The following is an 18,266-nucleotide window of genomic DNA, read 5'->3' as shown; positions in this document are numbered from 1 at the left end:
TCATTTAAATCCGTACCGGAATATTTTTATTTTTTAATTCGAGTTTCAACTCTGGGATGTCAATCTCGTGAAAATGAAATACACTCGCTGCCAAAGCTGCATCAGCTTTTCCATTAATAAATGTATCTGTAAAATGTTGCATCGTTCCTGCTCCGCCTGAAGCTATAATTGGAATATTAAGCAGTTCACTCAGTTTTGCCAGGGCTTCATCAGCAAATCCGTTTTTAGTTCCGTCGTGATCCATTGACGTAAATAAGATCTCTCCAGCGCCACGCTGCTCTACTTCCTGAGCCCATTCAAACAAGTCTAATTCAGTGGACACTTTACCACCCACCAAATGTACTGTCCATTTCCCATTGATCTGTTTTGCATCAATGGCGACCACCACACATTGTGAACCAAATTTTGCTGCTAACTCATTAATTAACTGTGGATTCTTCACTGCGGAAGAATTAATAGAGACTTTATCTGCTCCGTTTTGAAGCAAGATATCTACATCTTCAACAGAAGAAATTCCGCCCCCTACCGTAAACGGAATATTGATCTTTTCTGCGACGCGCAAAACCAGATCTGCTAAGGTTTTACGACGCTCTTCAGTAGCCGAAATATCGAGAAATACTAACTCGTCTGCACCGGTTTCTGCATACTTTGCTGCTAATTCTACCGGATCACCGGCATCGCGTAAAGCAACAAAATTGACACCTTTTACAGTTCTTCCGTTTTTGATATCCAGACAAGGAATTATTCGTTTTGTAAGCACGTTATTTTACTTTTTACTTTTCCGCCCTTCGATAAATTCAGAATAAACTTCGGCGGAAAACTCATTATTGATTCACTATAAATCCTTCCAATTGTTTCATTGAAATTCTTCCTTCATAAATGGCTTTACCGATAATCGTTCCTTCGCAACCCAGTTCAGCTAGCTTTGGTAATTCATCAAAATCAGAGATACCACCCGAGGCTATTAGGTTAAAGTTCTTGACTGGCCCTTCGACAAGCTCCGGGTGACATTCTTCTAGAATCTTTTGATACAAATCAAAGGAAGGGCCTTCTAACATTCCGTCTTTGCTGATGTCTGTACAAATAACGTATGAAATACCTTCTTTCTGATACTCCTGTATAAACGGAATCAATTCTTCTTTAGATTCCTCTAGCCAACCGCTAACGGCTACTTTTTCATCTTTAGCATCAGCTCCAAGAATGATTTTATCTGCACCAAAATTTGTTAACCAACTTTTAAAAGTCTCTCTATCTTTTACTGCAATGCTTCCACCGGTAATCTGACTAGCACCACTTTCAAAAGCGATACGCAAATCATCATCGGTTTTTAAGCCACCTCCAAAATCGATTTTAAGGGAGGTTTGCGAAGCTATTTGCTCCAGTACTTTATGGTTTACTATATGTTTACTTTTCGCTCCATCCAGATCGACCAGATGTAAAAATTTAATTCCGTGTGCTTCAAATTCTTTAGCAACTTCTAACGGACTCTCGTTGTAAATCTTTTTAGTATCATAATCCCCTTTAGAAAGGCGTACGCACTTCCCGTCAATAATATCTATTGCTGGTATAATTCTCATAAACTCAAGAAATTTTTAAGTATTTGTTCTCCAACGACACCTGACTTTTCCGGGTGAAATTGCACTCCGTAAAAATTTTTCTTTTGCAAAGCCGAAGCATAGTCGAGCTCATAATGTGTCGTTGCAATCATTTCAGCACATTTTGGTGCGTAAAAACTATGAACCAGGTACATATGTGAGTTTTCAGGAATACTGGTCAATAACTCGCTTTGTAAGTCTGTAATTTCATTCCAGCCTATTTGCGGAACTTTTACCTCTTTTGAAAACTTTACGACATCTACATTAAAAATCCCAAGTCCGGTGGTATCTCCTTCTGTAGAATGGTTACACATCAACTGCATACCCAGACATATACCCAGAACCGGCTGTTTTAAGGTTGGAATGATCTTATCTAATCCTGTAGCTTTCAGTTTAGCCATAGCACTGCTCGCCTCACCTACACCGGGAAAAATAACTTTACCCGCAGCTTTTATTTCTTCAGCATCATCAGAAAGTACCGCATCTATTCCCAATCGTTTAAAAGCGAATTTGATGCTTTGTATATTTCCGGCGCCATAGTTTATAATTACCAGCCTCCCAGCCCCCGAAGGGGGAGTTGATTCTGCTTCTTTATCTATTTTAGTATTATCAATCATATATCAGATTCTGAAACTTTGATCAGTCAAAGTTGTACTTCTAAAATTCCCCCTTTTGGGGTTAGGTGGCTTATAGCATTCCTTTTGTACTAGGCAAAACCATTTTGTCAGGATCACGTTTAACAGCTACTTTTATCGCTTTTGCAAAAGCTTTAAAAATAGCTTCAATTTTATGATGCTCATTGGTTCCTTCAGCTTTTACATTAAGATTCGCTCTTGCTCCATCGGTAAAAGATTTAAAGAAATGATAGAACATTTCTGTAGGCATTTCTCCTATTTTCTCGCGTTTAAAATCTGTTTCCCAAACCAACCAGTTTCTGCCACCAAAATCAATTGCTACCTGTGCCAGACAGTCATCCATAGGCAGGCAAAATCCATAACGCTCTATACCAAGTTTATTCCCCAAAGCTTTGGCAAACACCTCTCCCAGAGCAATCGCAGTATCTTCAATCGTATGGTGCTCATCAACTTCCAGATCACCGTTTACGTGAATTTTTAAATCCATAGAACCGTGGCGTGCCAACTGATCTAACATATGATCAAAAAAGGCTAAACCGGTTTTAATATCACTTTTCCCAGTACCATCAAGATTGAGTTCGATTTCGATATCGGTTTCATTTGTTTTTCTTGAAATGGAAGCGGTACGCTCTTCTAACTTTAAAAACTCGTAGATCTCCTTCCAATCATTAGTTTCAAGAGCTATATAATTTTCTAATTCTTCACGCTTTGTCGTGATTTCATCAGAACCTAAATAGGTATGATCGTTTATAAAAATTCCTTTAGCACCTAAATTTTTTGCTAGTTCGATGTCTGTAATACGATCTCCAAAAACAAAGCTGTTTTCTAAATCATATTCATCAGAGAAAAATTCGGTAAGCATACCCGTTCCTGGCTTACGCGTATTTGCATTTTCTTCAGGAAAGGTTTTGTCTATGAAAACATCGTCAAAAATCACACCTTCATTTTCGAAGGATTTTAAAATGAAATTATGCACCGGCCAGAAGGTATCTTCAGGGAAAATATCAGTCCCCAAACCATCTTGATTGGTAATCATCACTAGTTTATAATCGAGCTCCTTTGCGATTTTACTTAAATAACTAAAAACTTTTGGGTAAAAAGTTACTTTTTCAAAAGCATCAACCTGATAGCCGGGTGGTTCTTTTATAATCGTTCCGTCGCGATCTATAAACAGGACTTTCTGCCCCCTAGCCCCCAAAGGGGGAACTCCATTAAATTCATTTTTACTTAAATTACTCATTATGCTAAATCTTTTAAAGCGGCTATTAATTTTTTGTTTTCAGCTGGTGTTCCTACCGTAAATCTAAGGGTATTTTCACATAATGCCTGTGTGCTTCTATTGCGTACTACAATTCCTTTTTTGATTAATTGATCGTATCGTTTATCAGCATCATCTACTCGAGCCAAAATAAAATTAGCCTCTGTAGGGAATATTTTGTCAACAAAACCTACTTGAAGTAACACTTTAGATAAACCTTCTCTTTCAGTTAAAATTGAGTTGATTTCTTTTTGAATGCTATCTGTATCTAATATGCGCTCTAAAGCTTTTTTCTGAGTGAGTTCATTTACATTGTACGGAGGTTTAATTTTGTTAAGCACCGCTATAATTGCTGCGGAAGCATAGCAGATTCCCAACCGTATTCCGGCTAAACCATAGGCTTTTGAAAGGGTTTGAATAATTACCAAATTTGGATAATCATGAAGTTTTGTTGACCAACTTTCACCTTCCATAAAATCAACATAAGCTTCATCAACAACGACTATTCCTTTAAACGATTCTAACAATTCGCTAATCTTTTCTGGTTCAAAACTATTTGCAGTAGGATTGTTGGGAGAACATAGAAAGATCATTTTAGTCTGGTGATCTACCTGCTCTAAAATTTGCGTTACATTGGGCTGAAAGCTTTCAGTAAGCAATACTTCGCGATTTGCAATATCATTAGTAGCTGCGAGTACACTATACATACCGTATGTAGGTGGCAGTGTAATTACATTGTCCTTTTTAGGTTCGCAAAAGGCTCTAAACAACAAATCTAAAACTTCGTCGCTCCCATTTCCTAAAAGAATCTGATCTGTAGGAACCCGCTTAGCGGTTGATAAATGCTGCTTTAAAGTTATTTGTTGCGGATCTGGATATCGGTTTACCCCGTTATTATAGGGATTCTCATTAGCATCCAGAAAAATCATATCCTTATTAAAATCTTTAAACTCATCACGAGCTGAAGAATACGGCTTTAGTTTTGAAACATTTTCACGCACCAGCCTGTCTAAATTAAATATTGAAGTACTCATAATTAGTCTTTAGCTAATTTATTTAAACGTAACGTAACCGCATTTTTGTGGGCCTGTAAGCCTTCTGCTTCAGCCATTAATTCAATCGCGTTACCTATATTTTTTATACCTTCAGGAGACAACTCCTGAAAGGTCATACTCTTCATAAAGCTATCTAGATTTACACCGCTGTACTGCTTTGCATAACCATTTGTTGGTAATGTATGATTGGTTCCTGAAGCATAATCTCCGGCACTTTCCGGTGTATAATTGCCAATAAAAACCGACCCGGCGTTAGCGATATTATCTACATAATATGCATTGTCATTGGTCGCCACAATAAAATGCTCCGGACCGTATTCATCTATCAATTCAAGAGCTGTTTTATGATCTTTTACATAAATGAGCTTACTATTTGCAATAGCTTTTTCGGCAATATTTTTACGGGGAAGTTGAACCAATTGAATATTGATTTCGTCTTCCACAGAAATTATCAATCCTTTTGAAGTTGAAACTAAAATTACCTGACTATCAATACCATGCTCTGCCTGACTCAATAAGTCTGACGCTACAAATGAAGCGTCTGCAGTATCATCTGCAACAACCAGTAATTCTGAGGGACCAGCCGGCATATCTATACTCACATTGTATTTTGTAGCCATTTGTTTAGCAACGGTAACAAACTGATTACCGGGACCAAAAATCTTATACACTTTAGAAATAGTTTCAGTACCAAAGGTCATTGCTCCTATGGCTTGAATACCTCCTACTTTGTAAATTTTATCAATACCACAAAGTTGAGCGGTAAACAAAATCGCCGGGTTGATGTTTCCATCCTTGTCTGGCGGAGTACACAAAACAACTTCTTTACAGCCTGCAATTTTAGCAGGAATTGCGAGCATTAATATTGTCGAAAAAAGTGGCGCTGTACCCCCAGGGATATAAAGTCCAACCTTTTGAATAGGTCGTTTCTCTTGCCAGCAATTAACCCCCGGAGCAGTTTCAACATTTACAGGATTTGTTTTTTGTGCTTGGTGAAATACTTCTATGTTCTTTTTTGCAAGTTCTATTGCTTGCTTTAAATCTTGTGAAAGTTCCTTTACAGCAGCATTTATTTCATTTTGCTGTACTTCAAGATTATTTATCAAAATTCCATCAAATTTTTCTGTATACTGCTTAACAGCAGAATCACCATAAGATTTGATCTTGTCAAAAATCTCAAGAACCGTACTTTCAATCTGATCGTAAGTCTGCGTTGGGCGTTTGAGAATTTCTGCCCAGGTAGAACGATCTGGATTTTCTATTTTATTCATAGCTTTTATCTTTTCGCATTAGCGAAATTACAACACCATTTTTTCGATATCACTAACTAGAATTCCCTGAGCTCCAGAATCTTTTAACTTATCTATAACCTCCCAGAATTCATTTTTATCAATTACTGAATGTACACTGCTCCATCCTTCTTCTGCAAGTGGTAGAACAGTAGGGCTTTTCATCCCGGGAAGCATTTTTATAATTTCATCTAAGCGATCATTAGGTGCATTAAGCAATACATATTTATAATCGCGACCTTTTAAAACAGATTGAATTCTGAAAAGTAGTTTATCTAAAATTTCTTGACGCTCTGTGTCTATTTTAGACGAAACAGCAAGCACAGCCTCAGACTTGAGCATTACTTCAACCTCTTTAAGCCCGTTTTTAAATAAGGTACTTCCGCTTGAAACAATATCACAAATAGCATCGGCAAGACCAATATTTGGTGCAATCTCTACAGAACCGTTAATTATATGCAAATCAGCTTTTACATTAAATTGAGAAAGGTATCCTAAAACAGTATTAGGGTAAGACGTTGCAATCTTTTTACCCTCAAAGTCCTTTACAGAATCATATTTGGTTCCTTTAGGGACCGCTAGAGAAACACGACATTTTGAAAAGCCCAGCTTTTGAGCAATGGCTATATCATCTCCTTTTTCTATCAAAACGTTTTCTCCAATGATAGCGATATCTACAACCCCATCTCTCAAATACTGTGGAATATCACCGTTACGCAAATAAAACACCTCTAACGGAAAATTTGCAGCATTTGCCTTGAGTTGATCGCGCCCATTATCTATAGATACTCCGCAATCTTTTAAAATTTGCAGGGAGTCTTCATTAAGTCTGCCTGACTTTTGAATAGCGATTCTAATTTTTTTAGTCATCTTACTTTGGTTTGTTAGCTTGAGCCACCCTAAACAGAAAACCCGTTTGAATGACTCAAACGGGTTATTGTTATTTTTATACGTGAATTACAAATACAACATCTTTACCTCGCTTGAGTGCGTGAATAAAAATGATGATGATGCAATGCTGTTCTTTTCATAAATACGAGACGAATTTAAAAAAAAAATACGATTAACTTGCATTATATCGAATAGATTTAACCAACTGATGATCATTTTATCACAATGTGTTATTTTTGAGGAAATTCAGAAATAATGAGAAATTTCTTAATAGCCTTCTCCGTATTCCTATGCTGGTGCGTAATAGGTCTGTATTTTCTGAATTCTAGCGACTCCACAAATAGAAACAGTCTTTTTATAAAGCATAAGCCAATTGAAAATAATATTCAAGAATTAGTTCTTGATTCCTTAACTCCTTCGCAATCATTCGACAATCTCGATGATAGCGATTCTGAAATTACAACTAAGAATACGTATACAGACAGCAGCCTTAATAGTTCTGGAACCAATGACAAGCTTATTGAAGAGTTACAGAGCAGACTGGAGCGAACCAAACACGCTATGGAGGATGACCAAGAACGCCTCAGATTAGCTAAATTAGAACAAGCCGAATCAAATTCTAAATTCGTAGTAAGAAATGTTGACATAACTTTTAGACCCGTATTTAAAATGTCACGATTGGTAAGAGATCAAAATGCAGCAGAATTTTTAGCTGAAGTAAAACGCAAATTAAAAGCAAAACCCCAATCCAGAATTGATATTATTGGATACACTGACCACATTGGCGACGATAGAGATAATTATGTACTCGCTCTTGATCAGGCCGAAAAGATTAGGTTATTTTTAATAAAAAGCCTTAATTTACCTGAAAATCAGGTTTTTGCATATTCTAAAGGAGAAGATGATCCACTTTACACCAGAGATATGGAAGATAAAATTAAGTTGAATAATAGATACGAATTGATATTTAATTAATGGTTAGTTTGATATACATACAAGCCAATGATAATATCTCAATACCTTTCATCTTTATAGAAGTAGGGGTATTAATGCTTGTATCGTTTCTTATTGGATACTTTTTTGCATTCTATTATCAAAAGGGAAAATACCTGAAAAAAATAAGCGCTTTACGTCAAAAATTATCTTCAAAGTCTGCTGCCGATATTGATATGGATTTTAATGAAGATGATCTTAAAGAGATAGAAGAAAGTAATATTGCGGCTAAAAATCAGAGAAATATTACAGAGCTTAAAGTTTACGATACTCCTGAGGCAAATACCGGAGAACTTGATTTTTCAAGAATAGGCTATGCAGATAGTGAAGATGCAGATGATTTACAAAAAATTATCGGTATTGGCCCCTACACGGAAGAGAAACTCAATACTATCGGGATCTTCACTTTTGATCAGATAAGCAAATTCAATTCTCACGATATTGAAATCGTAACAGAACTCATCCAGTTCTTTCCAGATCGTATTGTAAATGATAACTGGGTTTCTAAAGCTCAAATGCTAGTACAATCTAAACAACGTATAAAACTTAGAAAAGATCGTTCGGTACGCATGAAAAAAGCATAAAAAAAGCGAATCGTTAAGATTCGCTTTTTTTATGTAAAATGATCAAGTCCTACTTCTTAATTCATTTTCTAATTGTTCCCTAATATAATAGGTAATCCACCATCGCCCGATCCTATCACAATAACCTTTGAGTTAGGTGATTCAGATAATTTCAAAGTCGCTTCAATACCCTTATCTTTTAAGATTTGATCATTAAGAGATTGACTTAGAATACGGTTTGCATCAGATTTACCTTGAGCTTCTATCACCTGGCGTTCTGCTTCTTTTTGAGCAGATATCAATCTAAACTCATACTCCAACGATTCTTGCTCTTGTTTCAGCTTACGCTCTATAGCCTCTTTTATAGTCGCTGGTAAAGTCACATCACGCACTAGAACTTCATCTAATTCAATATATTGATCTTTAATTATTTTTCGGGTTTCATCAAAAATTTCTGCCTGTATGGCATCTCTTTTAGAAGAGTATAATTGCTCTGGAGTATAGCGCCCAACAACAGATCTTGCAGCAGATCTAATAGTTGGTAGTAAAATTCTATTTAGGTAATCCTCACCTATTTCCTGATGCAGTTTACCTAAGTTTAATGCTTGGGGTTTGTACCACACAGAAGCCTCTAGTTTAATATCGAGACCATTAGAAGACAAAACATTCATAATTTCCTTAAGCTCCTGTTTTCTTACTTCATAAATGAAGACTTTATTCCAAGGAGCAACAATATGAAAACCTTCCCCTAATGGGGGTTCGTCTGTAACAACTCCCCCATCAAAAGGTTTATAAAGCACTCCGGCTTCACCAGAATCTATAGTAACTGCAGATTTTGCAATAATCACTATTAAAATTATTATACCAATAATAACGGGTATTCCTATTTTAGGTAACCTTTCCATAAAAATGTAATTTTTGTTTATATAAGTCCGTTGTATTTTCTAATGAACCATTCTGCGGTCAGACAAGCAACAATAAGTGCTAATAACCAAACGAAGTTGATTAAAGGTACGTTTTTTTTAACAGCTCGCTCAACCGGTATAAACTGGTCACTGTTTAGCAATTCGTCAACAAGCCTATTGTAATTTTCAAGTGTGTATATGTTCCCGCCACTTTCCTGAGCTAATGTTTTCATTTTCTGAAAATTTGCATTTAGACTCTGTCGCTCTAAATCAAAAGGAATTATTGTAAAACTACCACCAGAACTTACATTTTGATCGGTTTCAGTTATACGGAACGTGTAGTCACCCGGCTCTAAATTAGATAATTCTACCTCGTATGCAGATCCCTTAAAAACTAGGGGTGATTGATAGGTTTCTTCTGAATTTTCATTTCTCAATTCAATCTGAAGCGACGCGCCGGGATCAAACACATAGTTCTTATCAAAATATTGTGCCTGAATATTTATAAAATTTCCTTTATAATAAAACTGCTCATAACTAATTTCTAATCGTTTTCTGTGCTGATTAGAAGCGGCATATTGAACCAACTTATCAATGAAGTTATCAAAATTCTCAAAGCTCTGGTTGTCTATAAAACTTTGACTACGCCATTGAAAAATACCGGTACCCAGTAAAAACACCTCTCTCCTTCCTGAACGTTCTGTAACTGCGAGTAACGGATTTTGTGTAGTGACACCATTTATTCGTTGATAAAACAAAACGTCAGAATCACCCGTAAATAGAGCTTTTCCAAAAATACTGGCCAAAGGTGGAAAATTGTCAAATGAAAGTTCTTCTAATTGAAACGCATCAAAGGATTCATTTTTATCTGGCTGAACCAATTCAGACTCATTATTCTTCGGAAAAATCCCTGTCTGTTGAATACTGTTTAAAAAACTGAGATCTGTTTGAGTGCCAATAATAGTAAAGCGGTTTTTATGCTCCTTATTTAGCTCCTTGTAAACCGAAGAAAAAGATTCTTCGGGCTCAAATAAAATAACAAGGTCGTAGTCGTTAAACTCGGTTAAATTGACTTCCGAAATCTCTTTTAAGGTAACCGCTCTTAGTTGATTACTTTCGATACCTTTCTTAAGTGTTCCCAAATCAGGATGTAAAACACTATAAACAATTAAAACGTTAGACCTTTGATCGATGACTTCTACGGCAAAATTCTTTGTGTTATTTTCTAAATTCTTTTCATTATCTAGTCCGCTTACGGTTACCTGATACCGCTGTACTCCTATTGAAGAAGCGTTCAAATAAAAATTGGTACGTTGGGAACTATTTTCGGGAGTAAAAGCCTGTTGCTCTTTATGTATTATTCTTCCATTTTGAGAAACCGAAACCGTCGCATTCACATCAAATTCACCCGTATACGATGTGATCAATTCAACAGGAAATTCATTATTGAGATACGCGTATTTATTAGTATTAATACGATCTAAACTTAAATCTTCATAAACCAAAGTATCTCCTACTGCCAAGAAATAAAATGGATTGCTGTTGTTCTCCTGGGCTGTGTACCGGTAATCAGCTCCTAAATTTGAATTTCCATCAGTAACAATAACAGGAGTAAAATCGATTCCTTTATAAATCTGATTTAAATCTTTTAGACTTTTTGCAATATCGGTCTGACCTTCATCAAAATTAAGCGCTGTTAATGGCTTAAGGTTTCTACCAAAGCTGTAATAATCAATATCAAAGCGATTGTTTAATTCTTCATTTTCAGAAAAAGAATTGAAAACCGATTGAATTTGAGTAGTATCTCCCAGATATTCCATCGATCTGGAATTGTCAATAGCCAAACTCAGTTTTGGCTTTATAGTAGAATATGTGACTTGCTTAAAACTGGGATTTATAAGTAAAATCAATACCGAAAATAAGGTCAAAAACCGAAGCGTACTTAATATAAATTTTAGTTGTTTTGATCGTTGTGGCTTATAGAAGTAAAAAAAAATGGCAGCACCTAATGCTATAATCCCACTAAGGATGATGTATAGAATTGTAGATGCTGCCATAGATTGTATCGTGTCGTGAAGATTTAGGTTAGCATACCGCCATCTACCTGAAGTACCTGACCCGTAACGTATGCACTCATATCACTTCCTAAAAACACACAAGCATTTGCAATATCTTCGGGAGTTCCGCCACGTTTTAATGGGATAGCATCTCTCCAGCCTGCAACTGTTTTTTCGTCTAATTTAGCAGTCATTTCAGTCTCAATAAAACCGGGAGCAACTACGTTGGTTCTTATGTTACGAGAACCTAACTCTAAAGCCATAGATTTTGAAAAACCTATTATGCCTGCTTTTGAAGCCGCATAATTTGCCTGACCGGCATTACCTTTAACACCCACAACAGAGCTCATATTGATGATGCTTCCGTAACGTTGTTTCAACATAGTTCGTTGTACTGCTTTAGTCATGTTGAAAATCGACTTTAGGTTTACTTCAATAACTTTATCGAAGTCCTCCTCGCTCATACGCATCAATAAATTATCTTTTGTAATTCCTGCGTTGTTTACCAAAACATCAATAGAATCAAAATCTTCTGAGATTTGCTTGATAAGTTCCTGGCATTCTTCAAAAGAAGCTGCATTAGATTTATAAGCTTTTGCTTTAACTCCTAAAGAAGTCAATTCTTTTTCTAATTCTTCTGCCGGTCCTGCAGAAGAACTGTATGTAAAGGCAACATTAGCGCCGTTTTGAGCAAAAACTTTGGCAATGCCATTACCTATTCCGCGGCTGGCACCAGTTATAATTGTATTCTTTCCTTCTAAAAGTTTCATTCTAATTGAGTATCAAATATTAGTTAGTTTGAACAGCGGTAAATATAGCAAACTTGAACTGTTTGCTCATAAAAAAACCGACACATTAGGTGTGTCGGTTTTTAAAATAAGAATGGTAAAAGATTAGCTTAAAAGCTCAGCTACTTTCTTACCTATTTCTGCAGGAGAATCAACTACGTGAACTCCGTTTTCTCTTAATATTTTTTTCTTGTCGGCAGCAGATTCACCTTCACCAGAAACAATCGCTCCTGCATGCCCCATTGTTCTACCAGCCGGAGCAGTCTCCCCAGCGATAAAACCTATTACTGGTTTTTTAGTGCCGCTAGCTTTGATCCATTTTGCAGCATCAGCTTCTAACTGACCACCTATTTCACCAATCATTACTACAGCTTCAGTCTCAGGATCGTTGATGAGTAATTCTACAGCTTCTTTAGTAGTTGTACCAATGATTGGATCCCCACCTATACCAATTGCTGTTGTAATACCTAAACCTTGTTTTACAACTTGATCTGCAGCTTCGTAAGTAAGTGTTCCTGATTTAGAAACAATACCTACTTTACCTTTCTTAAAAACAAAACCTGGCATAATACCCACTTTTGCTTCTCCCGGAGTGATTACTCCCGGACAGTTAGGACCTATGAGTCTACAATCTTTATCTTTAATATAGTCAGCAGCTTTAATCATATCTGAAACAGGAATACCCTCAGTAATTGCTATAATTACTTTGATTCCTGCATTAGCAGCTTCCATAATCGCATCAGCAGCAAATGCCGGCGGAACAAAAATAATAGATACGTCTGCTCCAGTTTCTTTTACTGCTTCTTCAACAGTATTGAAAACAGGCTTGTCTAAATGGCTTTGACCTCCCTTACCCGGAGTTACACCACCCACTACATTTGTGCCGTATTCAATCATTTGACCCGCGTGAAAAGTACCTTCACTACCGGTAAAACCTTGTACAATTATTTTGGAATCTTTATTTACTAAAACGCTCATGAGTTGTTTGAATTTTGTGGTACAAAAGTAAATTTTTATAGATGAATGCTAAAGGATTTTTATGACTTTATACGGATGTGCGCATCATTATTCTGAGGATCTTCATCACTAGGCTGACTTATCTGATAGCCTCTATAAAGCAAACCATCTTTTAGTTCCCAGATTGCCATAAAATGGATAACACCTACTTCTTCATCAGGATTTTCTACAGCCTTAATATAGTATGTAAGCCTGGCACTCACCTTATCGTCTTCAGCAATCAGGTGACTTATAGAAGATCTTAATGATATAAATGATTTTCCCATTTCTGAAGACATATCAGCAATGTCACTGTATGTCATTTTTGAGAAACCCGTAGATGCATTCCAATATAACTCTGCATCTTCATGTAAATATTGCTTTAGAACACTAGAATCATTAAAAAAATCTGATTCATACAAACCTCTTACAAGGTCTTTAGCTGATTTACTCATTTTATTTTTTTATTTGTTCTAAAATATAAGGAATTTGACGAATTGATGCCAGTTCCCTAAACTTCTTCTTGCTGTCTTCTGCCGGTGTACCCAAATACGATTTACCACCTTCTAAGGTTTTACCTACACCACTTTGCGCAAAAATTACCGCTTTTTCTTTAATTGTAATTCCACTCGCAATACCTACCTGACCCCAAATCACAACATCATCTTCAACTACAACACATCCTGCGATCCCAGACTGTGCTGCTATAAGTACGCGTTTTCCTATTTGGGTGTCGTGACCTATATGTACTTGATTATCCAATTTAGAATCTTCACCAATTATCGTATCTCCAGAAACCCCTTTATCAATTGTACAAAGTGCTCCAATTTCTACAGAGTCTTGAATAACGACTCTTCCTCCAGAAATTAATTTATCAAAAACAGTATCGCGCTTTTTATAATAAAAAGCATCTCCTCCTAAAACAGCTCCAGAATGTATGATAACATCATTTCCTATAACAGCATTATCATAAATAGTAACATTTGCATGAATCAAACAATCCGTTCCTATATTTACATTATTACCAATGAAGCAATTAGGCTGGATAATTGTCCCTGTTCCTATTTGAGCCGTGTCAGCAATTGAAGATGTTGCTTTCTTAAAAGGTTTAAAATAGCGTGTTAATTTATTAAAGTCTGAAAAAGGATCTTCTGAAATGAGTAAAGCTTTACCTTCCGGGCAATCTACTTTTTTGTTGATTAAAACAATTGTAGCTGCAGATTCTAAAGCTTTATCATAATACTTGGGATGATCTACAAAAACAATATCCCCCGGTTCAACAACGTGAATTTCATTAATTCCATAAACAGGAAATTCAGCATCCCCTACAAATTCAATATCAAGAATTGTAGCAATCTGCGCTAAGGTATGTTTTTGTGGAAATTTCAATTGTTATTCTTTAATACGCTCTTTGTAAGTACCCTTTTCAGTTTCAACCTTAATCTTATCTCCTTCATTTATAAATAAAGGTACAGAAACTTCTGCTCCTGTTTCTACAGTTGCAGGTTTTGTTGCATTAGTTGCGGTATTACCTTTAACTCCAGGCTCTGTAGCAGTAACGGTCAGTATAACGTGAGCAGGCATATCTACAGATAGCGGCAAACCATCTTCAGTATTAATCGCAATAGATACCACTTCCCCTTCTTTTAAAAGTCCGGGCTGATCTAAAGCAGATTCTAAAAGACGTATCTGCGTATAATCATCTGTATTCATAAAGTGGTACCATTCACCATCTTCATATAAAAACTGATATCCTTTAGTCTCCACACGTACTTCTTCAATTTTATGTCCAGCAGAAAATGTGTTATCCAGCACTTTTCCGTTAGTAACACTTTTAAGTTTTGTTCGCACAAAAGCAGGTCCTTTACCAGGTTTAACGTGTAAGAATTCAATGATTTTATAAATATCGTGGTTGTAATGAATACACATTCCATTACGAATATCTGATGTATTTGCCATAATTAAATTTTAATTCTATGCTATTCCGCAAAGCGGAAAAAATTAGTTTGTTGTAAAATAACCTTTCATAATACCACGCTGTGAGTTCTTGATAAACTGAAGGATTTCATCTCGCTCCGGAGTAGCTTCCATTTCAGCTTCAATAATGTTAACAGCCTGCGTATTGTTATAATTTTTTTGGTAGAGAATTCTGTAAATATCCTGAATCTCTCTAATCTTTTCAGTTGTAAAACCTCTTCTCCGCAATCCAATTGAATTGATACCTACATAAGAGAGCGGTTCGCGACCTGCTTTTACATAAGGGGGAACATCTTTACGTACTAATGAACCACCGGTAACGAAGGCGTGGCTACCTATAGTACAAAACTGCTGAACTGCAGCCATACCTGCTAATACAACGTAATCACCAACCAGGATATGCCCCGCTAGCGTGCTGTTGTTTGAAAAGATACAGTGATCCCCTACGATACAATCATGTGCAATATGACTATATGCCATAATCCAACAGTTGTTTCCTATTTGAGTTTTCATACGATCAGAAGTACCACGGTTTATCGTAACACATTCTCTAATCGTTGTGTTGTCTCCTATAATGGTAACAGTATCTTCATCGTCAAATTTCTTATCCTGCGGAACTGCAGATATAACAGCTCCCGGAAAAATACTTACATTTTTACCGATGCGAGCACCTTCCATTATAGTTACGTTAGATCCTATCCAGCTGCCTTCGCCAATAACTACATTATTATTAATTGTAGTAAACGGCTCTATCACTACATTTTTAGCGATTTTGGCACCAGGATGAACATATGCTAAGGGTTGATTCATAAATCTAGTCTTTCTTTACTTTAACGATTTGAGCCATAAGCTCTGCTTCAGAAACTAATTTACCGTTAACATATGCGCTTCCTTGCATATGACAGATTCCTCTGCGAATAGGTGAAAGTAAATCTAATTTAAAAATTAATGTATCTCCGGGTACAACCTGTTGTTTAAAGCGAACGTTATCTATTTTCATAAAATAGGTAAGGTAATTTTCTGGGTCTGGTACCGTGCTCAATACTAAAATACCACCAGTTTGCGCCATTGCTTCAACCTGAAGAACGCCAGGCATTACAGGTGCTCCGGGAAAATGGCCAACAAAAAATGGCTCGTTCATTGTAACATTTTTCAAACCTATAACTCCCGTATCTGTTATTTCTAATATTTTATCTACTAATAAAAATGGGGAACGGTGAGGCAGCATGGCCATAATCTCGTTTACATCTTTAACCGGGGGCTTAGATAAATCAAATTGAGGTACGTTATTACGCTTCTCTAATTTAATGATCTTCTTAAGTTTCTTTGCAAACTGCGTATTTACATAATGCCCTGGTTTGTTTGCTATTACCTTACCTTTTATTGGCATACCTACGAGTGCTAGATCACCTATAACATCAAGTAATTTGTGACGTGCAGCCTCGTTAGGATGATGTAATGTAAGGTTATCTAAAATTCCATTAGGTTTTACTGAAATAGAATCTTTATTAAAAGCTTCTCTCAACTTATCCATTGTTTCTGGCGATAATTCTTTATCTACATATACAATTGCATTATTAAGATCACCGCCTTTAATCAAACCATGTTCAAGAAGCATTTCTATTTCATGAAGAAAGCTAAAGGTTCTCGAGTCTGATATTTCATCTTTAAATTCTGATATACTCTTGATACTGGCATTTTGAGTACCTAATATTTTTGTCCCAAAATCTACCATTGTAGTAAGTTGATACTCGTCTGAAGGCATCAGCATAATTTCACTACCAGAGTTTTCATCTACATAACTGATAACTTCAGTTACCACATACTCTTCTCTGCAAGCATCTTGTTCAACAACTCCGGCTTTTTCTAAAGCTTCAACAAAAAACTTAGATGACCCATCCATTATAGGTGGTTCAGAAGCATCGAGTTCAATACAAATATTATAAATACCAAGTCCCACACAAGCGGCAAGAACATGCTCGCTAGTCTGAATGTGAACTCCCATCTTCTCAAGGTTTGTTCCTCTCTGAGTATTTACTACATAATCAGCATTGGCTTCTATGATGGGCTGACCTTCAAGATCGACACGTTTAAAAAACATGCCAGTATTTTCTTCAGCAGGTTTAAATGTTAGGGTTACGTTTTTACCCGTATGTAAACCAACGCCGGTTAAGGAAACCTCACCGGCGATTGTTTTTTGCTTTCCTTCAGCTTTACTTATCATTGGATTTTTGTTTTTCCAAATTATTTATTTGTTGTACCAAACCTGGTAAATTTTTAAAATGTACATACGACTTATTAAAGTCGCTGTATGATAATGCAGGAGAGCCTTGAACCGTCTCATCATCTTTCAAATTACGCCCAATACCAGACTGAGCCTGAATCTTAACACGATCTCCTATAGTAATATGCCCCACAATACCAACCTGACCACCTATAAGACAATTTTTACCGATTTTAGTTGAACCGGCAATTCCTGTTTGAGCAGCTATAGCAGTATGCTCGCCAATCTCAACATTATGAGCTATCTGTATCTGGTTATCAAGTTTTACCCCTTTTCGAATAATTGTAGAGCCTAGAGTTGCACGATCTATTGTAGTACCTGCACCCACATCAACATTATCTTCAATAACAACATTTCCGGTTTGCGGAATACGGCTATATTCACCAGAATCATTGGGAGCAAAACCAAAACCGTCTGCACCAATTATTGCCCCGCTATGAACGTAAACAGTATCTCCTAAAATGCTATCTGAATAAATTTTAGCTCCTTGAAAAATCACACAATTATCACCTATAACACAATTATCACCTATATAAACATTCGGGTAAATTTTTACATTGTCCCCTATTTTCACATTATTACCTAAATAAGCAAAAGCACCTAGGTAAATATTGTTACCATAAGTGGCATTTTCAGAAACAAAAACAGGTTCTTCTACTCCGGTTTTGTTAAGTTTTACCAGATTGTAATATTCCAGAAGTTTTGAAAATGCTTTATAAGCGTCATCTACACGTATGAGCGTTACATCAATTTTATGCTCTGGTTGAAAATCTTTATTTACTATAGCTACTGAAGCTTTAGTCTTATATATATATGAGGTATACTTAGGGTTCGCTAAAAATGTAAGCGATCCCTGCTTTCCTTCTTCAATTTTTGAAAGTTTAGAAACTTCTATTTCGGGGTTACCTTCAACAGAACCTTCTAAAATTCCAGCAATTTGTTCAGCTGTAAATTTCATCATCGCAAAAATAGAAAAAAAG

The 18,266-nt window shown here is 36.3% G+C and carries 19 protein-coding genes; 2 read left to right on the top strand and 17 right to left on the bottom strand.

What is annotated here, in order from left to right; genetic code table 11:
- Nucleotides 1–4 precede the first annotated feature (4 nt).
- The 7 genes from hisF to hisG all read right to left on the bottom strand — a co-directional run bounded on the left by hisF (nucleotide 5) and on the right by hisG (nucleotide 6,702).
- The gene (hisF, locus tag DSM02_RS09500; protein ID WP_128765397.1) at nucleotides 5–760 is read right to left on the bottom strand and encodes an imidazole glycerol phosphate synthase subunit HisF; all 756 of its coding nucleotides are present in this window, start codon (nucleotides 758–760) and stop codon (nucleotides 5–7) included.
- Between the two features lie 64 nt (nucleotides 761–824).
- Nucleotides 825–1,577 (bottom strand): 1-(5-phosphoribosyl)-5-[(5-phosphoribosylamino)methylideneamino]imidazole-4-carboxamide isomerase, encoded by a 753-nt coding sequence (gene hisA / locus DSM02_RS09495; protein WP_128765396.1) that lies wholly within the window; start codon nucleotides 1,575–1,577, stop codon nucleotides 825–827.
- Nucleotides 1,574–2,212: an imidazole glycerol phosphate synthase subunit HisH gene (gene hisH / locus DSM02_RS09490; RefSeq protein ID WP_128765395.1), complete on the bottom strand. Its 639-nt coding sequence runs from the start codon at nucleotides 2,210–2,212 to the stop codon at nucleotides 1,574–1,576. The genes hisA and hisH overlap by 4 nt, the downstream gene beginning before the upstream one ends.
- A 70-nt stretch (nucleotides 2,213–2,282) precedes the next feature.
- Complete coding sequence (gene hisB / locus DSM02_RS09485) at nucleotides 2,283–3,470, bottom strand: bifunctional histidinol-phosphatase/imidazoleglycerol-phosphate dehydratase HisB (RefSeq protein WP_128765394.1); 1,188 nt, start codon at nucleotides 3,468–3,470, stop codon at nucleotides 2,283–2,285.
- Nucleotides 3,470–4,522, bottom strand: coding sequence for a histidinol-phosphate transaminase (gene hisC, locus DSM02_RS09480; protein WP_128765393.1), 1,053 nt, complete (start codon nucleotides 4,520–4,522; stop codon nucleotides 3,470–3,472). Before hisC ends, hisB begins: the two co-directional genes overlap by 1 nt.
- Before the next feature lie 2 nt (nucleotides 4,523–4,524).
- A complete protein-coding gene (hisD, locus tag DSM02_RS09475; RefSeq protein WP_128765392.1) occupies nucleotides 4,525–5,814 on the bottom strand; it encodes a histidinol dehydrogenase in 1,290 nt (429 codons plus the stop codon).
- A gap of 27 nt (nucleotides 5,815–5,841) precedes the next feature.
- Entirely contained in the window at nucleotides 5,842–6,702 is an 861-nt protein-coding gene (gene hisG, locus DSM02_RS09470) for an ATP phosphoribosyltransferase (protein WP_128765391.1), read from the bottom strand.
- Between the two features lie 276 nt (nucleotides 6,703–6,978).
- On the opposite strand from hisG, the gene DSM02_RS09465 reads away from it, so the two are divergent.
- A complete protein-coding gene (locus DSM02_RS09465; RefSeq protein ID WP_128765390.1) occupies nucleotides 6,979–7,698 on the top strand; it encodes an OmpA family protein in 720 nt (239 codons plus the stop codon).
- An 8-nt stretch (nucleotides 7,699–7,706) separates the two neighbouring features.
- Nucleotides 7,707–8,300: a hypothetical protein gene (locus tag DSM02_RS09460; RefSeq protein ID WP_128765389.1), complete on the top strand. Its 594-nt coding sequence runs from the start codon at nucleotides 7,707–7,709 to the stop codon at nucleotides 8,298–8,300.
- A 68-nt stretch (nucleotides 8,301–8,368) separates the two neighbouring features.
- Here the strand turns inward: DSM02_RS09460 and DSM02_RS09455 are convergent, their stop codons facing one another.
- The 10 genes from DSM02_RS09455 to lpxD all read right to left on the bottom strand — a co-directional run bounded on the left by DSM02_RS09455 (nucleotide 8,369) and on the right by lpxD (nucleotide 18,244).
- Nucleotides 8,369–9,184, bottom strand: a complete 816-nt coding sequence (locus DSM02_RS09455; protein ID WP_128765388.1) for a prohibitin family protein — start codon at nucleotides 9,182–9,184, stop codon at nucleotides 8,369–8,371.
- Nucleotides 9,185–9,201: 17 nt separating this feature from the next.
- Nucleotides 9,202–11,241 (bottom strand): VWA domain-containing protein, encoded by a 2,040-nt coding sequence (locus DSM02_RS09450; protein WP_128765387.1) that lies wholly within the window; start codon nucleotides 11,239–11,241, stop codon nucleotides 9,202–9,204.
- Nucleotides 11,242–11,264: 23 nt separating this feature from the next.
- Nucleotides 11,265–12,011: a 3-oxoacyl-[acyl-carrier-protein] reductase gene (gene fabG, locus DSM02_RS09445; RefSeq protein ID WP_128765386.1), complete on the bottom strand. Its 747-nt coding sequence runs from the start codon at nucleotides 12,009–12,011 to the stop codon at nucleotides 11,265–11,267.
- A gap of 123 nt (nucleotides 12,012–12,134) precedes the next feature.
- Nucleotides 12,135–13,007 carry a succinate--CoA ligase subunit alpha gene (gene sucD, locus DSM02_RS09440; protein WP_128760791.1) on the bottom strand — a complete coding sequence of 291 codons (873 nt, stop codon included), beginning with the start codon at nucleotides 13,005–13,007 and terminating at the stop codon, nucleotides 12,135–12,137.
- Between the two features lie 59 nt (nucleotides 13,008–13,066).
- Nucleotides 13,067–13,480, bottom strand: a complete 414-nt coding sequence (locus DSM02_RS09435) for a nuclear transport factor 2 family protein (protein WP_128765385.1) — start codon at nucleotides 13,478–13,480, stop codon at nucleotides 13,067–13,069.
- Between the two features lies 1 nt (nucleotide 13,481).
- Nucleotides 13,482–14,414, bottom strand: a complete 933-nt coding sequence (locus tag DSM02_RS09430) for a UDP-3-O-(3-hydroxymyristoyl)glucosamine N-acyltransferase (RefSeq protein ID WP_128765384.1) — start codon at nucleotides 14,412–14,414, stop codon at nucleotides 13,482–13,484.
- Nucleotides 14,415–14,417: 3 nt separating this feature from the next.
- Nucleotides 14,418–14,984 carry an elongation factor P gene (gene efp, locus DSM02_RS09425; RefSeq protein ID WP_073098209.1) on the bottom strand — a complete coding sequence of 189 codons (567 nt, stop codon included), beginning with the start codon at nucleotides 14,982–14,984 and terminating at the stop codon, nucleotides 14,418–14,420.
- 42 nt (nucleotides 14,985–15,026) lie between these two features.
- The gene (gene lpxA, locus DSM02_RS09420; RefSeq protein WP_128760788.1) at nucleotides 15,027–15,812 is read right to left on the bottom strand and encodes an acyl-ACP--UDP-N-acetylglucosamine O-acyltransferase; all 786 of its coding nucleotides are present in this window, start codon (nucleotides 15,810–15,812) and stop codon (nucleotides 15,027–15,029) included.
- Between the two features lie 4 nt (nucleotides 15,813–15,816).
- Nucleotides 15,817–17,226 (bottom strand): bifunctional UDP-3-O-[3-hydroxymyristoyl] N-acetylglucosamine deacetylase/3-hydroxyacyl-ACP dehydratase, encoded by a 1,410-nt coding sequence (locus tag DSM02_RS09415; protein ID WP_128765383.1) that lies wholly within the window; start codon nucleotides 17,224–17,226, stop codon nucleotides 15,817–15,819.
- Nucleotides 17,216–18,244 carry a UDP-3-O-(3-hydroxymyristoyl)glucosamine N-acyltransferase gene (gene lpxD / locus DSM02_RS09410; protein WP_128765423.1) on the bottom strand — a complete coding sequence of 343 codons (1,029 nt, stop codon included), beginning with the start codon at nucleotides 18,242–18,244 and terminating at the stop codon, nucleotides 17,216–17,218. The genes DSM02_RS09415 and lpxD overlap by 11 nt, the downstream gene beginning before the upstream one ends.
- Between the last annotated feature and the right edge of the window lie 22 nt (nucleotides 18,245–18,266).

The organism is Leeuwenhoekiella polynyae, from assembly GCF_004104075.1.
Classification (GTDB): Bacteria; Bacteroidota; Bacteroidia; order Flavobacteriales; family Flavobacteriaceae; genus Leeuwenhoekiella; species Leeuwenhoekiella polynyae.
The sequence above is the reverse complement of the archived record's forward strand: the minus strand, read 5'-3'. Positions and strand labels throughout refer to the sequence as shown.